Annotated in this window: 23 protein-coding genes; 10 read left to right on the top strand and 13 right to left on the bottom strand. The window is 44.1% G+C overall.

All coding sequences use genetic code 11. The features are described 5' to 3' along the window. Positions 1-31 precede the first annotated feature (31 nt). Positions 32-955 (bottom strand): alpha/beta hydrolase, encoded by a 924-nt coding sequence (locus EV690_RS10360; RefSeq protein WP_131912935.1) that lies wholly within the window; start codon positions 953-955, stop codon positions 32-34. Positions 956-1,174: 219 nt separating this feature from the next. Here EV690_RS10360 and EV690_RS10355 point away from each other — a divergent pair, with 219 nt between their 5' ends. Beyond that, positions 1,175-2,242: a mechanosensitive ion channel family protein gene (locus EV690_RS10355; RefSeq protein ID WP_396022825.1), complete on the top strand. Its 1,068-nt coding sequence runs from the start codon at positions 1,175-1,177 to the stop codon at positions 2,240-2,242. 113 nt (positions 2,243-2,355) lie between these two features. Here the strand turns inward: EV690_RS10355 and EV690_RS10350 are convergent, their stop codons facing one another. Together EV690_RS10350 and EV690_RS10345 are read right to left on the bottom strand one after the other, a co-directional pair. Then, complete coding sequence (locus EV690_RS10350) at positions 2,356-3,045, bottom strand: LrgB family protein (protein WP_131912933.1); 690 nt, start codon at positions 3,043-3,045, stop codon at positions 2,356-2,358. Further along, positions 3,042-3,467: a CidA/LrgA family protein gene (locus EV690_RS10345; protein ID WP_131912932.1), complete on the bottom strand. Its 426-nt coding sequence runs from the start codon at positions 3,465-3,467 to the stop codon at positions 3,042-3,044. Before EV690_RS10345 ends, EV690_RS10350 begins: the two co-directional genes overlap by 4 nt. 136 nt (positions 3,468-3,603) lie before the next feature. Here EV690_RS10345 and EV690_RS10340 point away from each other — a divergent pair, with 136 nt between their 5' ends. The 5 genes from EV690_RS10340 (at position 3,604) to EV690_RS10320 (ending at position 9,066) form a co-directional block, all read left to right on the top strand. Then, entirely contained in the window at positions 3,604-4,497 is an 894-nt protein-coding gene (locus EV690_RS10340) for a LysR family transcriptional regulator (RefSeq protein ID WP_131912931.1), read from the top strand. Between the two features lie 154 nt (positions 4,498-4,651). After that, positions 4,652-5,584: an ROK family protein gene (locus EV690_RS10335; protein WP_131912930.1), complete on the top strand. Its 933-nt coding sequence runs from the start codon at positions 4,652-4,654 to the stop codon at positions 5,582-5,584. 261 nt (positions 5,585-5,845) lie between these two features. After that, positions 5,846-6,568, top strand: coding sequence for a copper homeostasis protein CutC (locus tag EV690_RS10330; protein WP_131912929.1), 723 nt, complete (start codon positions 5,846-5,848; stop codon positions 6,566-6,568). Between the two features lie 269 nt (positions 6,569-6,837). Then, positions 6,838-7,275, top strand: coding sequence for a GNAT family N-acetyltransferase (locus EV690_RS10325; protein WP_131912928.1), 438 nt, complete (start codon positions 6,838-6,840; stop codon positions 7,273-7,275). Between the two features lie 195 nt (positions 7,276-7,470). After that, positions 7,471-9,066 carry an ABC-F family ATPase gene (locus EV690_RS10320; protein WP_131912927.1) on the top strand — a complete coding sequence of 532 codons (1,596 nt, stop codon included), beginning with the start codon at positions 7,471-7,473 and terminating at the stop codon, positions 9,064-9,066. A 130-nt stretch (positions 9,067-9,196) separates the two neighbouring features. On the opposite strand, the gene EV690_RS10315 is transcribed toward EV690_RS10320, so the two are convergent. From EV690_RS10315 to EV690_RS10300, 4 genes are all read right to left on the bottom strand, one after another. Beyond that, entirely contained in the window at positions 9,197-9,649 is a 453-nt protein-coding gene (locus tag EV690_RS10315; protein WP_131912926.1) for a hypothetical protein, read from the bottom strand. 72 nt (positions 9,650-9,721) lie between these two features. After that, positions 9,722-10,117 (bottom strand): GFA family protein, encoded by a 396-nt coding sequence (locus tag EV690_RS10310; RefSeq protein ID WP_131912925.1) that lies wholly within the window; start codon positions 10,115-10,117, stop codon positions 9,722-9,724. A 317-nt stretch (positions 10,118-10,434) separates the two neighbouring features. After that, entirely contained in the window at positions 10,435-11,091 is a 657-nt protein-coding gene (locus tag EV690_RS10305; RefSeq protein ID WP_131912924.1) for a Qnr family pentapeptide repeat protein, read from the bottom strand. A 492-nt stretch (positions 11,092-11,583) separates the two neighbouring features. Continuing rightward, a complete protein-coding gene (locus EV690_RS10300) occupies positions 11,584-12,681 on the bottom strand; it encodes an SLC13 family permease (RefSeq protein ID WP_131912923.1) in 1,098 nt (365 codons plus the stop codon). A 372-nt stretch (positions 12,682-13,053) separates the two neighbouring features. On the opposite strand from EV690_RS10300, the gene EV690_RS10295 reads away from it, so the two are divergent. Next, a complete protein-coding gene (locus tag EV690_RS10295; RefSeq protein WP_131912922.1) occupies positions 13,054-15,396 on the top strand; it encodes a molybdopterin-dependent oxidoreductase in 2,343 nt (780 codons plus the stop codon). 298 nt (positions 15,397-15,694) lie between these two features. Here EV690_RS10295 and ychF read toward each other — a convergent pair whose 3' ends face one another. The 6 genes from ychF to lolB all read right to left on the bottom strand — a co-directional run bounded on the left by ychF (position 15,695) and on the right by lolB (position 20,653). Then, positions 15,695-16,786 (bottom strand): redox-regulated ATPase YchF, encoded by a 1,092-nt coding sequence (gene ychF, locus EV690_RS10290; RefSeq protein ID WP_131912921.1) that lies wholly within the window; start codon positions 16,784-16,786, stop codon positions 15,695-15,697. A 15-nt stretch (positions 16,787-16,801) separates the two neighbouring features. After that, the gene (pth, locus tag EV690_RS10285; protein ID WP_131912920.1) at positions 16,802-17,392 is read right to left on the bottom strand and encodes an aminoacyl-tRNA hydrolase; all 591 of its coding nucleotides are present in this window, start codon (positions 17,390-17,392) and stop codon (positions 16,802-16,804) included. A 2-nt stretch (positions 17,393-17,394) separates the two neighbouring features. Next, positions 17,395-18,045: a 50S ribosomal protein L25/general stress protein Ctc gene (locus EV690_RS10280; RefSeq protein ID WP_131912919.1), complete on the bottom strand. Its 651-nt coding sequence runs from the start codon at positions 18,043-18,045 to the stop codon at positions 17,395-17,397. Between the two features lie 161 nt (positions 18,046-18,206). Next, entirely contained in the window at positions 18,207-19,148 is a 942-nt protein-coding gene (locus EV690_RS10275) for a ribose-phosphate pyrophosphokinase (protein ID WP_131912918.1), read from the bottom strand. A 70-nt stretch (positions 19,149-19,218) separates the two neighbouring features. Continuing rightward, positions 19,219-20,070, bottom strand: coding sequence for a 4-(cytidine 5'-diphospho)-2-C-methyl-D-erythritol kinase (ispE, locus tag EV690_RS10270; protein ID WP_131912917.1), 852 nt, complete (start codon positions 20,068-20,070; stop codon positions 19,219-19,221). Then, a complete protein-coding gene (gene lolB, locus EV690_RS10265; RefSeq protein ID WP_165872727.1) occupies positions 20,063-20,653 on the bottom strand; it encodes a lipoprotein insertase outer membrane protein LolB in 591 nt (196 codons plus the stop codon). The genes ispE and lolB overlap by 8 nt, the downstream gene beginning before the upstream one ends. Positions 20,654-20,787: 134 nt before the next feature. Here lolB and hemA point away from each other — a divergent pair, with 134 nt between their 5' ends. From hemA to prmC, 3 genes are read left to right on the top strand one after another with little or no spacing between them, the layout of a single operon-like run. Next, entirely contained in the window at positions 20,788-22,050 is a 1,263-nt protein-coding gene (gene hemA / locus EV690_RS10260; RefSeq protein WP_131912915.1) for a glutamyl-tRNA reductase, read from the top strand. A gap of 42 nt (positions 22,051-22,092) precedes the next feature. After that, entirely contained in the window at positions 22,093-23,181 is a 1,089-nt protein-coding gene (gene prfA / locus EV690_RS10255; RefSeq protein WP_131912914.1) for a peptide chain release factor 1, read from the top strand. Then, positions 23,174-24,007 (top strand): peptide chain release factor N(5)-glutamine methyltransferase, encoded by an 834-nt coding sequence (gene prmC / locus EV690_RS10250; RefSeq protein WP_131912913.1) that lies wholly within the window; start codon positions 23,174-23,176, stop codon positions 24,005-24,007. The genes prfA and prmC overlap by 8 nt, the downstream gene beginning before the upstream one ends.

The following is a 24,007-nucleotide window of genomic DNA, read 5'->3' as shown; positions in this document are numbered from 1 at the left end:
TTTTTATGCGCTCAGTTTGTAGTTTGGCTATTTAATCTAATAGATGGCGCTTAAACCACTGGCAAACAGTATCAGTAATAGCAGGTTGATACCAAACATCATCATCTGCGTGACCTGCTTTTTCTACGATAATATAATCAACTAGAGCCTCACGCTCCTGCAATTGCTCATAAAGTTGCTGACTTTGAATAGGGCTCACTAGCGGATCGTCACTCCCATGCATCAATAATAGTGGTGGTTTGGCGCCATCGATATGTCCCATTGGACTGGCATATAATGCTCGATCTGGGTCGCTTTGAATCGATGCACCCGCAAACGTATTAAATGCTGCTCCATGAACTAACAGTGCCTCTGTCACAGCGGGCGATTGGTGCACCTGTTGCAATTTATCGTTGAATCCTTCACCTATATTTAACAGATTTGAGATCCCATAAATGCTGACGCCAGCTTGGACTGCTGAAGACTGGTTGAGGAAGTCACCTTGGTCAAATTCTTCTGATTCTGCGAGAGTCATCATTTGTGCCATATAGCCGCCCGCTGAATCCCCTAAAACACCGATTCGATCCGGATTGATTGTGAATTCTTTGGCATGCTGACGTAAATAACGAATTGCCGCTTTACCATCGATTATCGGAGCGGGAAATTGGTGAGGCACAACACGATACTCTACTGCTGCAACGACAAAACCCGTCTTGGCCAGTGCAACGCGCATTTCGATAAATTGATCCCGTTTACTACTGGTAAATCCACCACCGGGATAATAGATAATTGCTGGTTTAGGTTGGGGTGTTCGCGGAACAATCAAAGTCATGCAAAGTTGTAGCATGGCGTTGTGTTCTAGAACCTGTGAGAACACAACCTGATTAATAACATCTAAAGGTAATTCTTGAACAGGGACTTGTAAAACTTGAGCGCCTTTAGAGTAGCCGAAAAGTTGAGAATTCTGTTTGGTCATAATGACCTCTTAAGATGAATTATGAGCACGGTAATATCAGTCTGCTGAATTTCATCGTCGATTGCAAAAGTAGTTGGCGTGGAAGTTGGTCATTGCTTAAATCAACGGAGGATTCATTAAGATTATCATTGAGCTTCGTGAAACTCTTCTCTAAGATTTATTCATTAATTTTATCAACGAGACATTTTATCTATGGAAACCACCTCTAACTGGTTTCATATGCAATTTGCCCATCTAACTCATGAATTAGGGCAAGGGTGGGCTATCGAAGTAAGTTGTATTATTGCTTTGACGTTATTGGTCACTCTTTTATGGCGAGTGCTTGGGAAACGAATTGTCAAAATAACGGAGCGTTCACAGACTCACTGGGACAATATTTTATGGGAATCGCTCAATGGACCGGTGAGTTGGTTTATTTTATTGCTGGGGCTGAGTCTGGTTGCTGATAGTGTTGCGGATCGGATCGATTCTAATTTAGCGATATACCTGCCGGTTGTTCGCAAGGTGTGTTTAGAAGGTCTGTTTGCCTTGGCTGCTTGGCGGGTGACCAATAGTGGTGAAGAAGAGTTTATCGCTAAGGGGCGAGATGCAACCACGGTTCAAGCTGTTGCTAAACTACTGAAAGCTTCAATCATCATTATTGTGTTGCTTACCGTCTTCCAAAGCCTTGGTGTGAGCATCTCTGGATTGCTTGCTTTTGGGGGTGTTGGTGGGTTGGTCATTGGGATGGCAGCTAAAGATCTGTTGGCCAATTTTTTTGGTGCGTTTGTCGTATACTTAGATAAGCCTTTCCGGGTTGGCGATTGGATCCGTAGCCCCGATCGTCCGATAGAAGGAACGGTTGAGCGTATCGGGTTTCGGGTGACTAAAATTCGCACATTTGATCTACGGCCACTATATGTGCCCAATTCAGTTTTCACCCAAATTTCAGTTGAAAACCCCTCACGCATGTTAAATCGGCGCATTTATGAGACGGTCGGTGTTCGTTATCAGGATGCGACGCAGGTGCGTACGATTGTTGAACAAGTGAAGCAGATGCTGGAGAATCACGAATCGATAGATGCCAATAAGACTTTAATGGTGAACTTTAATGGCTTTGGGGCATCCAGCCTGGATTTTTTTATTTACACATTTACTAAAACAGTGGATTGGAAAAAGTATCATCAGATTAAGCAAGATGTCTTGCTTAAAACGTTAGATATTATTCATCAAAATGGCGCTGATTGTGCATTCCCAACTCAGACGTTGCATATTGAATCGCTACCGCAGGATGAACCGCAAGATTAGATTAGTGAGTAAAAGAGTGTGAAATAAAAAAGCATCTGGTCCTGCCCAGATGCTTAACGCCTCAACGTGAGGCAAAAACTACATGGATTGATGTAGCTAAAGTTACGGACATCTTACCAAAATACATGACCAATCAACGGGGCGGCGCAGACGGTAATTACGCCGGCCAGCATCATGATCACGCTTGATGTAACGCCTTCTGTATGGCCTAGCTGATAAGCCTTAGCCGTTCCTGCCCCATGGGCACAAGCTCCTAAACTTGCCCCTTTACCAAGTCGTGAACGAATGGCAGTGAGCGTCAGAGTGAATTCTCCAATTGCCATACCTAGTACACCTGTAATGACAACAAAGACGGCGTTTAGGTCTGTCTGGCCTCCAATAATTTTGGTGGCCTGAATGGCAAATGGGGTGGTGATCGAGCGCATGGCTAAACTGCGTTGTAGCTCAATGGTCAGATGAAATAACCTAGCTAACATCACTGATGTAGTCACGGCCACCAAGACTGCAACACAGACCCCAACAGTGAGCGATAGCCAGTGTCTAGCAATGAGTTGGCGCTGATCATAAATTGGAATCGCAAAAGCGACGGTAGCAGGTCCTAACATCCACAGCAGCCAGTGTGAATCCTGAATGTAATCTTTATATGGAATTTTCAGCGCCAGAACTACGATTAAAATGAGCACGGGGGCTAACAATAAAGGCATGAATAAGACAATGTTTTTTTTATGATATAGCCACTTGCTAATGAGATATAAAACGATCGTCAGCACGAAACAACCCAAGGCTATTGCAGAGTTGTTCATGAACGATTACTCCGGTTCGACAAGATGAGTTTATGATCACGACGACGAGCCAGGCGAACCTCGATTCGGTGCATTTTATCGACGGTCCATGCAGTCGAAATTATGACACAAAGGGTACTTAGAAAAATAACCGCCATGATTTGTAGGCCAAATTGGCGAATTAATTGGGGATATTTAATGACTGAAATAGCAGCTGGGACGAAAAACAACAGCATTTCAGCTAATAACCAACTAGCTCCCAAGCGAAGCCAGTTTGGGCGAATGATTCGGGTGAAAACCAAAATGAGCAATAGACATAATCCAACCAGATTAGATGGAACGGGAACATGCAGACGCTGGACAAAAACGTTAGCCGCCATCCAAATAAGGGAAAGAATAGTAACCTGTATACAGGTGAGTAGAACAACCCTGAGACGCAGCATTTGAATGAATAACTCTTGTTAATATTTGTGAAGTGACGCACAGTATAAGGAGTTCCAAACTAGTCCAAAAATGAATTTTTTTTATTTAAACTATTCCTTATTGGAATGATAAGGTAACTCCGGTAAATAGCTTATTATGGATATCAAGGCATTACGTTATTTTGTTGAATTAGTTAAACAAAAAAGCTTCACGAAAGCGTCACAAAAGCTCTTTGTAACGCAACCTACGATTAGCAAAATGATTAAAAATTTAGAGGTTGAACTAGACCTTCCGTTGCTTCACAGGGACGGACGGCGTTTCTGGTTAACCGATGCGGGTGAAGTGGTGTTTCAAAAGGCTCAGGGTATTTTATCCCAGATGGATGAATTGGTTACTGAGCTAGATGATTTAAACGAGTTGCGTAAAGGTCGGTTAAAAGTCGGTATTCCGCCGATGATTGGTCACATGTATGCCGGTATTATTCGTCAATATCGTCAGTTATACCCGGATGTAGAACTTGTTATTTTGGAGTATGGGGGGCGCAAAGTCGAGCAAGCTGTGCTTGATGGAGAGCTTGATGTCGCGATTACGATGCTTTCAGAATACATAGGTAATGAGCTTGCAACATTGGAATTTAATAGCTATCCCGTATATGCCGTACTGTCTGACATGCCCAATTGGCGGAGGAAAAGTACCGTTCGCTGGTCAGAGCTTGCAGAGGAGTCCTTTTTTGTTTATACCGATGAATTTACCTTAAGTGGGTCAATTCGTCAGGCGTGTCAGAAAGCTGGATTTACCCCTCAAATTGCGGCACGTAGTAGCCAGTGGGATTTTTTAGTGGCATTGGTCAAAACGGGGGGCGTTGCTTTTGTTCCAGAGCCATTGTGCCGTCGAATGGATCACAACGGACTATTAATTCGCCCTATCGAACCGACGATTAACTGGGATCTGGGGGTAATATGGCATGCTCAGAGATACCTATCGAAAGCCGCTCAAGCCTGGATTGATTTATGTTACTACTATAAAAAAACATTCATTGCGAAATCATGAATGGGGCTTTGGGGAGCTCGCTTATCTTTCTTTACCGTGACTTTTTAAGCTTAAGGTGCTTAGGGTATCCCGTTTTGTGTGATCAACCATTGCGATAATCAACCTGTTCTAGCTAAGATAATTTATGACTGATATTTCTAATATGTAACTCACGATGGTGAAACCTGTCATTTGTGCCGATATTGGCGGCTCGTTTATCAAGTTTGCGGTTTCAGCAAAGCCTGGACAGATCAAGCTGTTGGATAAAATTGCTACTCCTAACGAGAGTTGGCAAGCATTGAGTCAAGCCCTCGTGACACTGATTGAGCAGTGGCAATCCAACTATGATCGTGATTCAGCGTTAGCTATCTCGACAACTGGGATCGTTGATCATGTTGCCGATACGGTTTTTGCAGGTAATATTCGTGCTTATCATACCCATCAATTGCGACGAGAACTCTCACAGTTATTGAAACGACCAGTCTATATTGCCAATGATGCAGATTGTTTTACCCTTGCTGAGGCGCATTTGGGAAAAGGGAGCAATTTGCCGATTGTTCTTGGGGCAATTGTAGGCACAGGGATTGGTGGTGGTTTGGTTATTAATGGCAAAATTATTGAAGGTCGCGGCGGCGTTATGGCTGAATGGGGGCATGGGCCGATTACTCGCACTGAAGTTTCTATCCATGGTCGCTTAATTCATCTGCCACGAATTCGCTGTGGCTGTGGTCAGACCGGTTGCCTTGATACACTGGCTGGGGCGAGAGGAATCGAACGGTTGCATTTGCAACTTCATCAACAGTCGTTAACCAGTCAACAAATTATGACTTTAGATAAACAATCGGATGTCCAAGCTGAACTAACGATCCAAGTCTGGTTGGCTATCGTGAGTGAACCGCTCGCGTTGATGATGAATATTCTCAGTCCCTCAATTGTGGTCGTTGGTGGTGGTTTAGCGAGTGAGCCTGAACTGATTGCACGTTTAGATGAGCAAGTGAAAGCGCTGATTTTGAATCCCATTAATGCACCGTTGATCGTCCCCGGAATATTTCATCAAGATGGCGGTTTAATTGGCGCCTCTTTGCTAGGGACTGTTGACCTTTTGTGATTAGGTTTGCAGAAATCTGAGAGGGATTTAGGCAAGGCAAACGTTGTGCCGTGTAGTTATTCTCCACAAAGAACGTTTAACGCCGGATAAATTCCTCTCAGATACTGCCCTTGGGGTTCATTTAAACGCATCCTGAACTTTGTTGCCCCCTGCTTGCTTCACTCATTAAGCGTCGCAGGGGGCGCCGCGTTCAAAATGCGTTTAATTTGAACAAAATTCAACCACCAAAGATCAACAGTCCCTAGTAGAGCGTACTTAATCATGTTGGAGATTTGCTGTTTTAGTTATGATGACATTCAAGCGGCTGAACGTTCTGGGGCCCAGCGTATTGAACTGTGTTGTGCTCGTGGGGAAGGGGGATTAACCCCTTCGTTTGGTTTAATGAAATTAGCCACATGCTCGAATCTGCCAGTGATGGTCATGATTCGTCCTCATGGGGGCGATTTTTGTTATAGCCAAAATGACATTGCTCAGATGTGTGAAGATATAGCCCAAGTTAAAGCATTTCATTTAAGGGGCGTAGTGCTTGGTGCACTAACCATCGATGGGCAAATTGATATTGCCGCTATGGGACAATTGTTAGAAGCAGCCAAAGGGCTTGAAGTGTGCTTTCATCGCGCATTTGATATGACCAAAGATCCCATCGCTTGTTATCAGCTATTAGCCCAACTTGGTGTTTCACGGGTTCTAACCTCAGGTCAGCAAAACACCGCCGTTGCCGGGCTTGATCTCATTATAAAGTTACTGGCGATTGATGGGCCGACCGTGATGGTTGGAGGAGGCGTACGAGCGGCTACTTTGCCAAAATTGCTTGAGGCTGGCGTGAGCGAGTTTCACTCATCAGCAAGTGTCTCTAAGCCCTCGAACATGCGCTTTATCAATCGTCAGGTTTTTATGGGAGCCGCTGGCCAAGATGAATATCAGCGCTATGAGATTGCTGAGGATGAGATTGTTAAAATGCGGTTGCTTATAGATAGGGCCTGAACAAAAGCTCCTGAGTATTTGCTTTGTTTATAGCGTTGAGCTTGGCAGGAATACACTAGCATACAAGCAGATCTCATCGACTACATGATTTGGATACTCACTAAGATTCAATGGATCTAAACTTTTAAATTCAGGTTTTAGCCTGAGCAGAAGTGGTTTGTTTCATCTGTTTGGGCTTTTCAGATGAGTTTTGACTAAAGCTTCAGACTCAAATCAAGCTAAATCAGTACGTAGTTATCTCATATTTTCGTGGAGTAAAAGGAATAAAAATGATTCAGTACCGTCCTATGCAAATTAATGATTATGATTCGGTAATGGCATTGTGGTTACAGACCGAGGAGATGTTGTTAAGAGAAGCAGATAGTCAAACCAATATTGCTCATTACTTGGCACGCAATCACAATTTAAGTTTTGTCGCAGAGAATGAAAATCATGAAATTATAGGGGCGATTCTGGTCGGAACGGATGGGCGTCGTGGCTACATTCAACATTTGTCCGTTGCGCTTGAATGTCGTTCGCAAGGGATTGGGCGGGATCTCATTGCAAAGGCTGTCAAAGCACTTAAAGAGATTGGTATCGCGAAAACGCATCTCTTTGTGAATATAGCAAATGAGAACGCTAAAAAGTTTTATCAGCGTCTTGGTTGGCAGGTGCGTGAGGAAGTTCGCATGTATTCATTTAACAGTTCTGAGGATACCCAGATATAAGCCACCGGAGAATCGTAGCGCGTTTGCATGGCTCTTTTGTTCAGTAAGGCTGTTGTTATTATTTAATCCTCGAAAAGGATAAAAAATAGTCAGCTAAAAACTGATACCGACGAAAAAAACTGATAGAATCACCCGCTCGAAAAGTGAGGGTGACTTTCACTTTATTTTGTTGTTTATCCAGTCTGGGAAGTTCTTGTGCTATCAACCGCAAATATCACCATGCAATTTGGCGCTAAGCCATTATTTGAAGACATTTCGATCAAGTTTGGTCATGGCAATCGTTATGGCCTGATTGGCGCCAATGGTTGCGGCAAATCGACGTTTATGAAAATTTTAAGCGGCGAGTTAGAGTCGTCATCGGGCACGGTGGTTTATGACCCAAATGAACGTATTGCTAAATTGGGCCAGGATCAATTTGCTTTTGAGCAATTTAGTGTGATCGATACCGTGATTATGGGACATAAAGAGCTATGGGCCGTGAAAGAGGAACGGGATCGCATTTATTCATTGCCTGAGATGTCTGACGAAGACGGTATGCGAGTCGGTGATCTTGAAACTGAGTTTGCCGAAATGGATGGTTATTCCGCCGAAGCACGGGCTGGTGAGCTGCTGCTCGGTTTGGGGATTGCTGAAGCGCAGCATTTTGGTCTGATGAGCGAAATTGCGCCGGGATTAAAACTGCGAGTACTGTTAGCGCAAGTGTTGTTTGCTGAACCTGATGTAATGTTGCTCGATGAACCAACCAACAACTTGGATATGCACACCATTGCATGGTTAGAACAAGTTCTCATCGCGCGAAATTGTACGATGATCATTATTTCCCATGACCGCCATTTCTTGAACACCGTATGCACGCACATGGCTGATTTGGATTATGGTGAATTGCGGATGTTCCATGGCAATTATGATGAGTATATGATTGCCGCTGAGCAGGCGCGCGACCGTCTGCAAGCCGATAATGCGAAGAAAAAAGCCCAGATTGCAGAACTGAAAACGTTCGTTAGCCGATTTTCAGCTAATGCATCCAAAGCCAAGCAGGCAACTTCACGGCAAAAATTGATCGATAAGATCCAGCTCGAAGAAGTGAAACCATCCAGTCGTCAATCTCCTTTTATTCGTTTTGAACAAAGTAAAGAGCTGTTTCGTAACGCGTTAGAAGTGATCGATTTAAAACAGGGGTATGGCGATAATATTCTGTTTAATGATGTCAATCTGAGGGTTGAAGTCGGTGAGCGCGTAGCCATTATTGGTCAAAATGGGATTGGTAAATCAACACTTATCAATACCTTAGCAGGCGTCATGGCGCCAATGGCTGGTGAAATTAAATGGTCTGAGAATAGTAATATTGGTTTTTATGCTCAGGATCATGCTCATGAGTTTAGTGAAGATATGAATCTGCTCGACTGGATGTCGCAGTGGAAAAAAGAAGGGGATGACGAGCAAACCGTACGTGGTATTTTAGGGCGGATGTTGTTTTCACAAAATGAAATCACTAAATCTGTGAAAGTCATTTCTGGGGGGGAGCAGGGGCGAATGTTGTTTGGTAAGCTGATTATGCAACAGCCTAACATTTTGCTGATGGACGAACCGACCAACCATATGGATATGGAATCGATTGAGTCGTTGAACTTGGCGTTAGAAAACTATCCAGGGACGTTGATGTTCATCTCGCATGATCGTCAGTTTGTTTCATCAATCGCAACCCGCATTATTGAAATTACCGCCGATGGCGTGAATGACTTCCATGGAACTTATGATGAGTACTTAGCCAAACAAGGACTGCAAGGCTAAGTCGATCTGGCGTGGATAAAAGGCGCGGTATGCGCCTTTTTTATTGGGAATAAATATTAATTCAAATGGTGAGTATGCTCTTGCTTACTGATGAAACGTGTCGTATCGATTCGGTTTCACACGATCTAATCTATGAATCTTTATGATCAGTAGGTTCATCTGTCGCGGGGCTTAGATGGTGGTATCCAAACTTTCCGTTAGAGAGTTTTTTTAGCTTTTTAGCTAGCGAATGACTTATTTCTATTTTTTCTTCTCGGCCTGATATATGTAAGCGAACCCGTGATCCGATCAATGCTCTGCTTTTAGATAATGTTAAATCTTTATATTTGGTAATGATTGAGAACGAAGGCCAGTAACAGCGCATTCCGAGCGCACTATCAGTGATAATAAATTCCATACAACCACTGTATCGTTGACCGTCCAATATGGCACTCTTAAAACGGAGTTTCTGACCTTGCTGCTTGAGCTTGGCATAGTGAGCAGGGTTAGTTTTCGCTTTGAGTCTTTTCCCTTGAAAATAGAAAGAGATAGATACACATATGGCGACGCCTAGGCCAATCAGTGTAGAAATATGGCTGCTCAAGATACCTCCATATCTGGGAAACCTATGTGAAGTGGAAATCGCTCTCGCTGGTTTGGTGAGCTTTAAATGAACCTATTGATCTGATGGGTGATTGACCCCATCTGCTGTGGTGATAGGACCTAAATCAAATGGATTGACATCCTCTAGGCAACCGACATTGTAGCCGTATTCAGAGGGATTGGAACGACGTTGATGGTGAGTATAAATACCGCAGTTGGAGCAAAAATAATGCTTGGCTGTCATCGTGTTAAATTGGTAGAGCTTGAGCATTTCGGCTCCTTTGATAATTTCGATGCCATCCAATTGGACAGACGCAACAATTGCACCTCTTCTTCGGCACATGGAGCAGTCACAACGTCTCGGATTCACAATACCATTAGGTAAATGGAGCAATAGTTCAACAGCGCCACAATGACATGTAAGTTTGTGCTTCTCTTTGATTTTTGTTTTGCCGAGTATTTTAATCATTACAAACGTTCCTTATGGTTCTATACCATTCAAGAGCAGGAAGTTTGTAAAACTGATGTTGAACCACGGCTTGGAGCGGATAACTCAAATGTTTGTTATCTCTTATGCCAGACAATTTCTACAAAATTCCAATTTATCACAACAGGCTAAATCACTATCTCGTTTTATCCACGGTTAATATTTTATGATGTCTATCATCACCACTATTTGTCAATGTAGCTCTTCTTAACTTGTGTTTGCTGTCGAGAATTCATACTTTATGGGGCGTCTTTTCATTACACGGTTCAACTCAAGGGAAAAAGTTAGAACTCATTTAATCAATCAGGAAGGACGATTATTCCTAATTGCTCTAATAATTGCTCTTGTTGCCATGAACATATTTTGACACCGGTAAGATCTACTTTTCGGGGATCTAAACCATACAATTGTGAATGAGTTAAGTCACAATCTTGAATTTGAAACTGCTCCCAACAATCCTTGGAAAACACACCCCGACTTAAATCTGACCCTTTAAATGATGCGCCTTTTAGGTTGGCTCCTACCCATCTATTTTCAAATAAATCACATTTTTCAATCAGTTGTCTCTCAAAGTTGGTGTAAGACAAATCACAACCGGTGATATAGGCAGAACAAAAGTACATTTTGTTTGAAACTCGATTTACAAAGTTCATTTGGGCTAAGTTAGCGCCTTTTAAATCACTGTCTCTAATTTCTATACCAAAGCCGTTTGCTCTTCCAAAATAAGACATTGCAAGCCTACAATTGTCAAAGGAGGCATCTCGAAGATCGCAGTACGAAAAGTCACATCCTTCGATTTCACCTTTTTCCCGGAAGGTGCAGTTTACAAATTGACTATCCCGAAGGTTGGTTTGCTTAAAATTACAACGAATGAATGTGCAGTGGTTAAAAATATGGCCGCTTAGATCGGTGTGAGAAAAATCTGTTTGCGTATACAACTGATCGGTATTATTCATTGCAGAATCCTCGGATGGTTTAACGAGGAGGTTATCATTTACTGAGAAGTTCTCAATAAAAATAAATTCAATAAAAACAAAAATTTAAGTTCATCGAGAATCGTCTAAATAAGGCCTCAAAGTCGGCCCCTAAGAGATATTTTTGCGAATCATCTCCGTGGCTAGCTAGAAAAAACTTTATCTGTTTCTGGATGCTTTGAGGTGCCAAATACATAGTGCCATATTCACCAGAAATATTGAGCGAAAAAACGATACGTATGGCCTTTGTTATGTAAGTGGCAAGGGGCATAAAAACGTCCTTAAAAGATCCAACGAAAATAGCCTTTCAAACCGATTAATTATTTCCATTTCCCCAGCACAAAATGCTCCAAGATGCTGTGTACTGAATAATTTATCGTTTGAGTGTTTTATTTCGATTTGTGCTATGGAAGTGGGATTTAAGCTAGATTTAATAGGATTCTTCTCTTTCGTCGTAGTCATTTTAATCGACGATCATAACCATTGAAGTTGCTTTAAAAGGAAATATAGCCCTATCGCTACAAAAAAAGCCGTATAACTTAGTATGAGAAATTTCGCAGTAAACATAGCAGTGCTGTCTGAGCGTTCATGCGTAATATAAATTTTGTAAGCAATCAGATTTGCCAACGAACCAAATAAACTACCAAAACCTCCGACACTCACGCCCCATAATAAAGCTTCCCAATTCGATGTGAATTTGGCAAATAATAGTGCAGCAGGAACATTACTCATCACCTGGCTTGCCAAAGCTGACAATAGAAAAATATGTTCAGAATGGCTTATATCGGAAGCTAGCATTGTTTTTAAATTATCAGCAATGCCAAAGAAGAAAAAGAAAGTTAATAGCAGAGCATAATCAATACTCAAGGCTTTTCGATCAAAGGTTAGGGCAAATGTCACAACTAATATTCCGACCCAAACCGGGAGTACATGAAGAATCGTTAATAGCACGGTGATGAGCAGCGTCACATAAATATATGCCTTTTTATGAGTCTGTTGTGGTGCCGTTTCTGTTAACTCCGTTTGGGTTTTAATAAGGAGTGATGCCAAAAACAAAATGACCATAAAAATCAAACAAAATGGGGCGATTTTTGCGATGAAAGTAGTGGGTTGAATATTATAGAACCAGTAAATAAATAAGTTCTGCGGGTTACCGAATGGGGTGAGGGCTGAGCCGGCATTGGCTGCTAATGCTTCAAGAATAACGAGAATAGCTTTGCGATTGATATTAAGAGAGATTGTCAGTGGTACCATGACAATCAGTGCTATGTCATTGGTGACCAACATGGACAGGAAAAAGGTGGTTGCTACGAGTTTTAGAGGGATGACTTTTCCTGTTTCTATATTTCGGGCAATTTTTAATATGAGCCCACTTTGCTGTAGTCCTTTAACCGTAATGAATAGAACAAACAGGATGAAAAGCACCTGTAATTCTTCAATGGAGTAGTGCGGAATATGCTTGGTATAAAGAGAGGTCAGTATTACGCCAACACCAGATGTAACGACCAACCACTCTTTTATAATAAAACTAATTAACCCGTTGGCAAACTCTTCTGCTTGGTTTTTGCCCATAGATTTAAATCTCCTTTAACGCTTTGTGCAAAGGCGCGAAGCATGAGTATTCCGGGTATTTACTCTTGCAATGTATTATATCTTTCTACGTGCAGAGCGTATCAATATTTCGCTCTTTATGGCGATGATGGCAGAAATCATCATGTGGTGGAATAGGCTTATTGCGACCCAATTGAATTAATACTTCGTTCCTCATGTCAATACGATAAAGCATCATTGGGTTCTTTTGAGTTTGAGATTCGAAAGGACGTAATGCAACTGTATCGAATCGGTCAGGAGGGATAACCAAGGGAGTCTTGACGGGGTTAGCGCAATCAATGATGATTGGACATTAGCCGCAAGCATAAAAAGACGTCTAGGAGAGTTGCATTCATGTCCAAGAATGATAATCAGCAAGGTCAAGCTATCACTTATACTGCCGCCCATTGGGGATTGTACGAAATCTCACATGGCATGACGGAAAACATGACGATAGGACCTTACCGCCATGACCCGAACCCTTCTGATATTGGTCGTTATTTGAATCATCCTCAAGTCGAAGCGTTACGCGTGCAAAAACCAGCCATACGGAAAGGCTGGTTAGACCAACAGCAAGGGAAACCGGGCGCGCCCCGCGGCGGCGATGAGTACATCGAAGTGTCGTGGGATACCGCATTAGACTATGCCGCTGACGCGCTACGCAAAGTCAAAGAGCAATATGGCAATCAGGCGATTTTTGGCGGGTCTTATGGTTGGTCAAGTGCGGGACGTTTTCATCATTCACAAAGCCAAGTGCATCGTTTTTTAAATAGCTTTGGTGGCTATGTGCGCAGTAAAAACTCATACAGCCTCGGTGCTGCGAGCGCATTATTGCATTGGCTGGTGATGCCAATGAAAGATCTCATGGAGTCCCATACCGATTGGAAGACCATGGAAAAGCATTGCGAGCTGTTTTTGTCATTTGGTGGTTCAAAATATCAAAATGCGCAGGTATCGACTGGCGGTACCGCTGAACATCGAGCGCGTGGTGGCTTAAATGCGATGCATAAGGCAGGTGTACGTTTCATTAACGTCAGTCCCGTATCCGATGATATTGAAACCGGTGGCAATGTTGAATGGCTGCCCATCAAACCCAACACCGATACCGCGCTAATGCTTGCGCTAGCCTACACCTTATGGAAACACGATTTACATGATCGCGATTTTATCGAGCGTTATTGTGTCGGCTACTCAGAGTTTGAGCGTTATTTGACAGGCGAGATGGATCATCAACCGAAAGACGCTCAATGGGCGGCGTCTATCACGGGTCTTCCTGCTGAGCGCATCGAACAATTGGCATTCGAATTGTCGTCGCATCGCTCCATTATCAATATGGCATGGTCCTTACAACGCGCCGATCATGGTGAGCAACCGTGTTTTGCACTGATTACGTTGGCCGCGATGCTCGGACAAATTGGCTTGCCCGGCGGCGGGTTTGCGTTTTGTTACGGCGCCGAAAATTTGTTGGGCAGTCCGCATAAGCATGTGTTTGGCCCCACCTTATCGCAAGGTAAGAATGCGGTTGAACACTTTATTCCAGTCGCACGTATTGCCGATATGTTACTTCATCCAGGAGAGCACTTTACCTATGAAGGGAAGACCTACGAATATCAAGATATCCGCTTAATCTATTGGGCGGGTGGCAACCCCTTCCACCACCATCAAGACCTCAAGCGCTTATCGCAAGCGTGGCAGCGCCCTGAAACCATCATCACCAATGAACAATATTGGACCCCAGCTGCCAAGATGGCGGATATTGTCTTCCCGGCAACCACCACGATAGAGCGTAATGATATTTTCTACGCCAAGCGTGAACCGATTATTGCCGCGATGAAACAAGCAAAATTACCAGAAGGGGAAGCATGGGATGATTACGCTATTTTTGCCGCGTTATCAGAGCGCCTTGGCATTGCCGAGCAGTTTACTGAAGGTAAAACGGCGGATGAGTGGCTAGAGCATTTGTACGTGAATTGGCGTGAAGAACTAAAAGAAAAGGAAAATTTTGAATTGCCTGATTTCGCGACGTTTTGGCAAGACAATACAGCGGACATGCCGCAGTCCGACGACCCGGTCATTCTGCTCGAAGCCTTTCGCCGCGATCCTGAAGCTAACCCATTGAAAACGCCATCGGGCAAAATCGAGATTTTCTCTCAGTCGATTGCCGATTTTGGTTTGGAGGATTGTCCTGGGTACGCGTGCTGGATTGAACCACATGAATGGCTAGGCAGCCCGAAAGCCGAGCAATTTCCGTTGCATTTAATTTCCGATCAGCCAAAGAACAAATTGCACAGCCAGCTCGACCATAGTCCACACAGTCGAAAAGACCGCATTCATGGTCGTGAGCCGGTGTATATGAATCCACAGGATGCCAAACGTCGAGGTCTTAAGGATGGTGATGTGGTGAGAGTGTTTAATGAGCGTGGCAGTTGCCTAGCCAGTGCAGTGCTGAGTGAAACGGTGCGTGAAGGCGTTGCGAGATTGGCGACGGGAGCGTGGTATGACCCCCAACATTGGCAAAATGCAGAGGGTGGGTTATTGGAAAAACATGGTAATCCGAATGCGTTAACGGCCGATGTGCCAGCATCTAGTTTCTCACAAGGGTGCTCAGCCCAAACGTGTCTGGTTGAGATAGAAGCGTGGACTGGTGATGCTTTGTCTGTCACGGCATTTGAACTGCCACAATTTCAAACATCTTAACCAGTGAAGTTTACATCGTTAGATATTCCTTGCCGGAACACTATTTTCATCCAAACCGATATAGTAACTGGCTCTGATATATGTCATTGCATTGTAGAAATGACTAAGGGTAAAAATTTTATTCACGATATATTTTTGACCTCGTTAAAAATATATCGCTAACTTGAAGGTCCGATACATCGCAAGGATGAATACTCTCTTAGGTATTGGCCATATCTTATGGAGGAGGGGATTGGAAGGAATCAAGGCAATCAGCCAGCCGATGTTGAGCTGGCTGATTTTAGATTATTCAGCTGAATTAAACGTTAAATAAGAAATGGATGACATCGCCATCTGCAACTTTGTAAGTTTTTCCTTCCTGACGCCATTTACCCGCTTCTTTGGCACCAGCTTCGCCGTTATAATTAATAAAGTCATCGTAGGCGATCACTTCAGCACGAATAAAACCGCGTTCAAAATCGGTGTGAATCACACCTGCAGCTTGTGGCGCTGTGGCACCAATGCGAACGGTCCAAGCGCGAACTTCTTTCACCCCAGCTGTAAAATAGGTTTGCAGATTTAATAGCGTGTATCCGGCACGGATCACCCGGTTCAGGCCAGGTTCTTCAAGCCCCATTTCAGCCATAAATTCGGCTTTTTCATCGGCTTCTAGTTCTGCAATTTCACCTTCGATTTCAGCACAAACTGGTACGACAACCGCATTTTCTTTAGCTGCAATTTCTTGAACCACATCTAGATAAGGATTATTTTCAAACCCGTCATCATTGACGTTCGCAATATACATGGTTGGTTTTAAGGTGAGGAAATTCATGTAGCTGATTGCTTTGAGTTCATCCTCATCTAAACCTAAGCTGCGGATCATCTCACCTTCGCCTAAGTGCGATTCAATCTTTTGTAGAATAGGCAGTTCGATTTTGGCGTCTTTATCGCCACCTTTGGCTTTTTTGCCCACTCGAATAATTGCTTTTTCGCAACTTTCTAAATCAGCTAAAGCCAGTTCGGTATTAATGGTTTCGATATCGGTAGCAGGGTCAACCTTGCCTGAAACATGTACGATGTTGTCGTTTTCAAAACAGCGAACAACATGCCCAATTGCATCAGTTTCACGGATGTTGGCCAAGAATTTGTTGCCTAGTCCTTCGCCTTTTGAGGCGCCGGCAACCAAGCCCGCAATATCTACAAATTCCATCGTTGTTGGAACAATCCGCTGTGGATTAACAATCTCAGCGAGTTTGTCCATACGAGGATCGGGAACAGGAACAATCCCAGTGTTGGGTTCAATGGTACAAAACGGAAAATTTGCCGCTTCAATTCCTGCTTGTGTTAATGCATTGAATAGGGTCGATTTACCAACATTTGGTAAACCCACGATCCCACATTTGAATCCCATGACACGATTCCCTTATTAATTGGCTTTAAAACTATGCAGACGATTTTGTGCTTTGATTAAACCATCTTTAAATAATACATCAAGACAACGGGTTGATTCATCTATTGCTTCGTCAATCAGCTGTTGCTCAGTTTGTGGCGGTTTACCTAATACATATCCGGTCACTTTTGATTTATCTCCAGGGTGACCGATGCCAATCCGCAGGCGATAAAAATTTTTATTATTACCAAGCTTGGCAATGGTATCTTTAAGGCCATTATGGCCGCCATGTCCACCGCCTTGTTTTAATTTGGCAACCCCTGGTGGTATATCCATCTCATCGTGGGCAACCAGAATTTCTTCAGGTGCGATACGATAAAAATTCGCTAAAGCTGCAATGGCTTTACCGCTTAAATTCATAAATGTGGTGGGGACTAATAACCGGACATCTTCGCCATTGAGACTGATGCGGCCTGTATAACCAAAAAATTTGGGAGCAGGTTGGAGAGCGGCTTGGTAACGGTTGGCAATTTCATCGATCAACCAGACGCCCGCGTTATGCCTTGTCTGGGTGTATTCGGGGCCTGGATTTCCCAGGCCCACGATTAAGCGAATAGTATTCGCCATAATTACTCAGCTTCTGGAGCATCAGCGCTGTTATCAGCATCAGCAGCTGGAGCTTCATCTTCATCAGCAACCAGACTACCACGTTCCGTAGCGGCAGATGCCAGAACGACATCGTGGTCAGAACCTTTGCTTAATGCAGTGGCTGTAACGCCTTCAGGCATCGTAATTTCTGATAGGTGAATAGAATCACCATTAGCCAGTTCCGCAACGTCAACTTCAATGTGTTCAGGCAAGTCTTTAGGCAGACAGCTGATTTCGATTTCTGTAGCGTGGTGGTGAATAATAGCTCCTTCACTAACTGCGACACTTTTATCATGGTTGATAAAGTGAACAGGAACAGTTGTTGTAACCACTTCAGTTGCGCTAATACGTAAAAAGTCTACGTGTTGAACTTTTGGTTTGAACGCATGACGTTGCATGTCTTTAACCAGAACGTCCACATTTTCATTGCCAATTTTCAGGGTCAGAACCTGAGAGTAGAAGCTTTCAACTTCTTGAGCTTGCAGTAGCTTATCATGAGCCAGAGTAATAGAAATTGCGTCTTTACCGGCACCATAAACAATTGCTGGTACTTTATCTTCACGGCGCAGGCGGCGGCTCGCACCTTTCCCCAAATCACTGCGAAGTTCTGCATTCAGTACGATTTTAGACATTAATTTTTCTCCAAAAATAAATCATGACAGCTGTTCGCGACCAAACAACTGCCCGTACCCCTAAAAACAGGGCGCGCTATTCTAACATTAGCGATAAAAGTTTGCCAATAAAAAGCGCCTCGTTATAGAGGCGCCTTAAGGGGAGGTCTTAGCATGCTTGATTAGAACATTGCTGAGATTGATTCCTCGTTGCTAACCCGGCGAATCGCTTCAGCCAAAAGAGGGGCCAAGGATAATTGACGCACTTTGGTTAGTTTCTGCATTTCTGGGCGTAGCGGAACAGAGTCAGTGATCACGACTTCATCAATCACTGAATTTTTGATGTTTTCAGGAGCATTCCCCGAGAAGACCGCATGAGTTGCATAAGCAAAGACGCGTTTTGCCCCTTTATCTTTGAGCGCTTTAGCACCTTGGCATAATGTCCCACCGGTATCGATCATGTCGTCAACTAAAATACAGTCACGGCCATTAACATCCCCAATAATGTTCATGACTTGGGCAACGTTAGCGCGTGGACGGCGCTTATCAATAATGGCAAGATCAGTATCGTTGAGTAACTTAGCAACTGCACGGGCGCGAACAACACCGCCAATATCAGGAGAAACGACAATCGGTTGTTCAAGTTCTTTGTGCTGGATGTCGCTCATTAATACTGGGCTACCAAAAACGTTATCGACAGGAACGTCGAAAAAGCCCTGAATTTGCTCAGCATGCAGGTCAACAGTCAGTACCCGGTCTACTCCGACACTAGAGAGAAAATCTGCTACAACTTTGGCAGTAATCGGCACACGCGCACTGCGTGGTCGGCGATCCTGACGGGCATAGCCAAAGTAAGGCATAACTGCCGTAATGCGTCCAGCCGATGCTCGGCGCATTGCATCAACCATTACGATCAACTCCATTAAGTTGTCGTTGGTTGGTGCACAGGTAGATTGAATGATGAAAATATCCCCGCCGCGAACGTTTTCTTTAATTTCGACGCTAATTTCGCCGTCACTAAAGCGACCAACAGAAATGTTGCCTGGTCGAGTATATAAACGATCAGCGATACTATGGGCGAGTTCAGGTATGGCGTTACCTGCAAAAATCTTCATATCGGGCACGGTAAAAATACCTCGGTTTGTGTGTTGCCGTTGATTGGTTGATAGGCTAATCCTGCAAATGAATGATAGGTCACAACCCCAATCCCTCAAGCTTTTTGTATAAAGATGACTGGTTCATCCCTTGACAAACGCGAGAGTGAAATTGAGCAGGGCAACGATCTGCGACCGCCTTAGCTGCTGATAACGTTGTAAATGGGGCAAAGATACAGCATCCCGTTCCTGTCATTCTTGCTGGCGCATATTCTACCAACCACTTAAGAGCCTGTGCAACCTCGGGATAATGATCCGTGACAATCCCTTGACAATCATTAGCCGTTTTTTCATAGCAATATTGCTCTGGGGGGAACTTAGGCGTGCTTCTGGGTAAATCGGGATGATTAAAAATCTTGGCGGTCGAGACCATGGCGTTAGGGGTGAGCAGAAGATAATATTGCTCTGCGGGAAATGCAGGGGTTAATTGTTCACCAATCCCCTGAGCAAAAGCGGCGTATCCATGAATGAAAATCGGAACATCTGCGCCTAACTTCCGCCCCAATTGTCCTAGTTGTTGATTATTTAATCCGCATTGCCATAAGCGGTTTAATACGACTAACGTTGTTGCGGCATCAGATGAACCGCCTCCGATACCTCCGCCCATTGGCAAGTTTTTTTTCAGGGTGATTTTTACCCCTCGAGCTTTATCCGTATAAGGTTTGAGTAGGTTGGCCGCACGAATAATTAAATTATCACTATTGTTGACCCCGGGTAGCGGTGGCTCGAGTATTATTTCGCTCTGGTGGGTGGGTGTAAAACTGAGTTCATCGGCAATATCAAGAAACTGAAAAAGAGTCTGAAGTTCGTGATAACCATCTGGGCGTCGACCGTTGATGTGTAAAAACAGATTTAGTTTTGCTGGCGCAGGGAAAAATATAGGGTTAGTCATGGGGATCAGAAGTTACTTTCCAGTTGTCGATAATCAGTTTTAAACGCGTATTTGCCGATGTGGCATTTAATTTTTGCGGCAGTACATAGTTACCGACTTGCATATAACCTTGATAGCTTAAAATCCAGCCATCATTACTAGTTACTTTGCCGAGCCGGTTTTGAGCATTCAATTGATAGTCTGCGCTATTGGGTAAGCCAATTAACCATGCCGGTAGTCGATTAATTGGTAGTTGCCAGCCTGTGAGCTGATAGATGAGTTGGCTTGAATCCGGCCCTCGGTATGTTTTTCCATCAGCCACAATGGTCGCACCTTGTGGGGTAATCATGGCGGTTAATAATTGTTGGCCAAAAGGACCCGTGAGAATCAGTTGATCCGAGGTTTTTCGATGTTGCCAAAAGAGGTCGGCACGACGGCGAATTTTAGGTGTAATAAAAGCGATCTGGCCATTCATTTGCCATGACTGAATATGCTTAAGTTGTTGATTCACCTGTTGCCATGACCCCTGAGCGGGCGGCGTTGGGTGCATTGCACAACCACTTAACAAGGCCAAAAATGCGATGACAAAAATGGATCTAAACAAGAGAACCTCAATAATTTTGTATTTATTATTTATTCCTAGGAACCAATCGAGTAACTACCTTTCTTTTAATTGGGGATTCCCGTACAATTAGCGGTTTATATCATATCGTGTGTGAAAGCTAGAAACCATAGTTAATGAGCTTGTTGGCGTTAGGAATGAATCATGAGTCAGCTTCCGTGGAATTTCGCGAGAAAGCTGCTATTGGTGCCGAGCAGATAAGTCATGCCCTGAGCGAGTTACACGACAATTGCCATAGTCAATCTGTGATCGTCTCGACATGTAACCGAACTGAGTTATATGTCCATTGTAATGAAGATGATCCTGAGCCAATTATCCACTGGTTGGCGAACTTCCAACATCTGGATGAAGAGCAATTGCGTGAGTCTCTCTATGTTTATCGAGGTTCCGAAGTCGTCCGTCATCTGATTCGGGTAGCGGCCGGTTTAGATTCGATGATCTTAGGAGAACCGCAAATATTCGGTCAGGTCAAACAGGCTTATGCTGAGGCCCGTGAAGTCGGTGTTATTGGTCCGATCTTAGAGCGTTGTTTTCAACGAGGTTTTGCTGCGGCTAAAGAAGTTAGAACGCAGACAGGTATTGGTGAAAGCGCTGTTTCAGTGGCTTATGCTGCGGTGAGTTTGGCTAAACAGATTTTTGCTGACATTAGTCAGGCCAAAGTCATGTTAATTGGTGCCGGAGAGACCATTGAGTTGGTAGCGAAGCATCTGCTTGAGCAGGGGGTTACTGAAATCACAGTGGCCAACCGCACCGTGACTCGAGCTCAAGAATTAGCCAAACAGTTTAATGGGCACGCGATAGCTCTAAATGAGTTGCCAGACTATCTACCGCAAGCCGATATTGTGATCGGCTCGACGGCAAGTCCTTTGCCAATTATCGGCAAGGGGATGATGGAGCAGGTGATGAAAACTCGCCGCCATCAACCGGTGTTTATGGTTGATATCGCCGTGCCGCGTGATATTGAATCTCAAGTGGGTGATCTGCGAGATATCTACTTATACACAGTTGATGATCTTAAAGGTATTATTGAGCAAAACCTAGCTCATCGGCGTGAAGAGGCAGACCAAGCTGAGGCATTAATTAGCCGCCAGGTCGATGAGTTTATGGCATGGTTTCGTTCGCTGGAAACCGTCGATAGTATCCGTCATTTTCGCGTACATTGTTTTGAAATGCGTGATGAGCAAGTCGATAAAGCATTGGAATCTCTCTCCAATGGACATCCTCCCGAAGAAGTGATTCAAGAGCTTGCATTTAAACTAACCAACAAATTAATTCATGCCCCGACCCAGGCACTTAATAAAGCTGGTCGAGAAGGGCGTTTTGATCATCTGGAAGTCATTCGTCAGGCACTAGGATGTCCGGCGAAGAGTCGCTTTTAGCGGTATTGACAGCCATAGATTGACCAATTCACAGAGAACAACATGAAAGCATCGATTTTATCGAAATTAGAGACCCTTAAAGAGCGTTATGAAGAGGTTCAGGCATTATTGGCTGAATCTGAAATCATTAGTGATCAAGATCGTTTTCGAGCCCTGACCAAAGAATATTCGCAGCTAGAAGGGGTTGTGAATTGCTTTGAACAGTACCAACAAGCCGAAGCTGATTTGCAGGCTGCTCAGGAAATGCAAGAAGATGACGATCCGATGATGCGGGAGATGGCCGGTGAAGAAATTAATACGGTCAAACAGATGCTGGAACAATTAGAAGATCAGCTACAGATCTTGTTATTACCTAAAGATCCCAATGATGAACGCAATATCTTTTTGGAAATTCGAGCTGGAGCAGGGGGCGACGAAGCAGCTATCTTTGCCGGCGATCTGTTTCGTATGTACAGCCGCTATGCTGAGCATCGTGGGTGGAAGATTGAAATTGTATCGAGCAATGAAGGCGAACATGGTGGCTACAAAGAGCTGATTGCGAAAATCAGTGGTGACCATGTTTATGGTGTGATGAAGTTTGAATCTGGCGGACATCGAGTACAGCGAGTGCCAGAAACTGAATCTCAGGGACGTATTCATACCTCAGCGGTAACCGTAGTGATTATGCCGGAAGTGCCTGAAGCTGAGGCGGTCGAAATCAACCCTGCCGATCTCCGCGTCGATACTTTTCGTGCCTCTGGTGCTGGTGGTCAGCACATTAACAAAACTGATTCGGCGGTGCGTATAACCCATATTCCATCGGGGTTGGTGGTTGAATGTCAAGATGAACGTTCGCAGCATAAAAACCGGGCCAAAGCGATGGCAGTATTGGCGTCACGTTTGCAAGCAGCTGAAGATGAAAAACGCAATGCTGAAGAAACGACCATGCGCCGTAACCTAGTAGCGAGTGGTGATCGCAGCGAACGCATTCGCACCTATAACTATCCGCAAGGCCGGGTGAGTGACCATCGTATTAACCTGACTTTGTATAAATTAAATGATGTCATAGCTGGCGACTTAGACTCATTATTGCAACCTATTATGCAAGAGTATCAAGCCGATCAGTTGGCTGCTTTGGCTGAGAATGACTAACGTATCGATTGCTTCAGCTCTTGAAAAAGGGCAATGCCAACTCAGTACGAGTGACTCTGCTAAATTGGATGCGAGGGTATTACTTGCATTCGTGTTAGAGCAATCGACAACTTATCTAATGACTTGGCCTGAACGGGAACTTAGTGAGTCTCAGTGGCATGCTTATAATGCTTTGATTGAGCGTCGAGCCAGCGGTGAGCCCGTTGCGTATTTGATTGGGGAGCGAGAGTTTTGGTCGCTCCCTTTTAAAGTGAACGAATACACGTTGATCCCGCGCCCTGATACGGAAGTTCTGGTTGAACAAGCATTAATACATCTAAAATCAGGCGATAGTGTACTTGATTTAGGGACTGGAACCGGTGCTATTGCTGTTGCAATTGCGCATGAGTGCCCAAGTGTTAATGTAACCGGCGTTGATCTTGTTGAGCAAGCGGTTGCATTGGCAAAGGGTAATGGTGAGCGTAATAACGTGAACGTTCGTTGGCTTCAGTCGCGTTGGTTTGATGCTGTGGGAAAGAATCAATACTCATTGATTGTCAGTAATCCACCCTATATTGACCCGGATGATCCGCATTTATCCTCAGGTGATGTCCGTTTTGAACCACGTTCTGCACTGGTTGCTGCTCACCACGGATTTGCCGATATTGAACAAATTGTTTCTGGCGCAACACTGCATCTTCAAGAGAAAGGTTGGTTACTGATAGAGCATGGTTATGATCAAAGCCCTGGTGTGCAGCAGATTTTTGCAAATGCTGGTTTCAACCACATCGAAACGGTCCATGATTATGCTGGACAACCACGGGTAACCAAAGGTCAGTGGGTTTAA

It is taken from the genome of Celerinatantimonas diazotrophica, from assembly GCF_004339545.1.
Lineage (GTDB): Bacteria > Pseudomonadota > Gammaproteobacteria > Enterobacterales > Celerinatantimonadaceae > Celerinatantimonas > Celerinatantimonas diazotrophica.
This window is presented reverse-complemented; position numbering and strand designations above follow the sequence as displayed.

Bases quoted from the DNA above. Each gene is read 5' to 3' on its own strand.
- EV690_RS10360 (WP_131912935.1), bottom strand. From the start codon at position 955: ATGACCAAACAGAATTCTCAACTTTTCGGCTACTCTAAAGGCGCTCAA.
- EV690_RS10355 (WP_396022825.1), top strand. From the start codon at position 1,175: ATGCAATTTGCCCATCTAACTCATGAATTAGGGCAAGGGTGGGCTATC.
- EV690_RS10350 (WP_131912933.1), bottom strand. From the start codon at position 3,045: ATGAACAACTCTGCAATAGCCTTGGGTTGTTTCGTGCTGACGATCGTT.
- EV690_RS10345 (WP_131912932.1), bottom strand. From the start codon at position 3,467: ATGCTGCGTCTCAGGGTTGTTCTACTCACCTGTATACAGGTTACTATT.
- EV690_RS10340 (WP_131912931.1), top strand. From the start codon at position 3,604: ATGGATATCAAGGCATTACGTTATTTTGTTGAATTAGTTAAACAAAAA.
- EV690_RS10335 (WP_131912930.1), top strand. From the start codon at position 4,652: ATGGTGAAACCTGTCATTTGTGCCGATATTGGCGGCTCGTTTATCAAG.
- EV690_RS10330 (WP_131912929.1), top strand. From the start codon at position 5,846: ATGTTGGAGATTTGCTGTTTTAGTTATGATGACATTCAAGCGGCTGAA.
- EV690_RS10325 (WP_131912928.1), top strand. From the start codon at position 6,838: ATGATTCAGTACCGTCCTATGCAAATTAATGATTATGATTCGGTAATG.
- EV690_RS10310 (WP_131912925.1), bottom strand. From the start codon at position 10,117: ATGATTAAAATACTCGGCAAAACAAAAATCAAAGAGAAGCACAAACTT.
- EV690_RS10305 (WP_131912924.1), bottom strand. From the start codon at position 11,091: ATGAATAATACCGATCAGTTGTATACGCAAACAGATTTTTCTCACACC.
- EV690_RS10300 (WP_131912923.1), bottom strand. From the start codon at position 12,681: ATGGGCAAAAACCAAGCAGAAGAGTTTGCCAACGGGTTAATTAGTTTT.
- EV690_RS10295 (WP_131912922.1), top strand. From the start codon at position 13,054: ATGTCCAAGAATGATAATCAGCAAGGTCAAGCTATCACTTATACTGCC.
- ychF (WP_131912921.1), bottom strand. From the start codon at position 16,786: ATGGGATTCAAATGTGGGATCGTGGGTTTACCAAATGTTGGTAAATCG.
- pth (WP_131912920.1), bottom strand. From the start codon at position 17,392: ATGGCGAATACTATTCGCTTAATCGTGGGCCTGGGAAATCCAGGCCCC.
- EV690_RS10280 (WP_131912919.1), bottom strand. From the start codon at position 18,045: ATGTCTAAAATCGTACTGAATGCAGAACTTCGCAGTGATTTGGGGAAA.
- ispE (WP_131912917.1), bottom strand. From the start codon at position 20,070: ATGACTAACCCTATATTTTTCCCTGCGCCAGCAAAACTAAATCTGTTT.
- hemA (WP_131912915.1), top strand. From the start codon at position 20,788: ATGAGCTTGTTGGCGTTAGGAATGAATCATGAGTCAGCTTCCGTGGAA.
- prfA (WP_131912914.1), top strand. From the start codon at position 22,093: ATGAAAGCATCGATTTTATCGAAATTAGAGACCCTTAAAGAGCGTTAT.
- prmC (WP_131912913.1), top strand. From the start codon at position 23,174: ATGACTAACGTATCGATTGCTTCAGCTCTTGAAAAAGGGCAATGCCAA.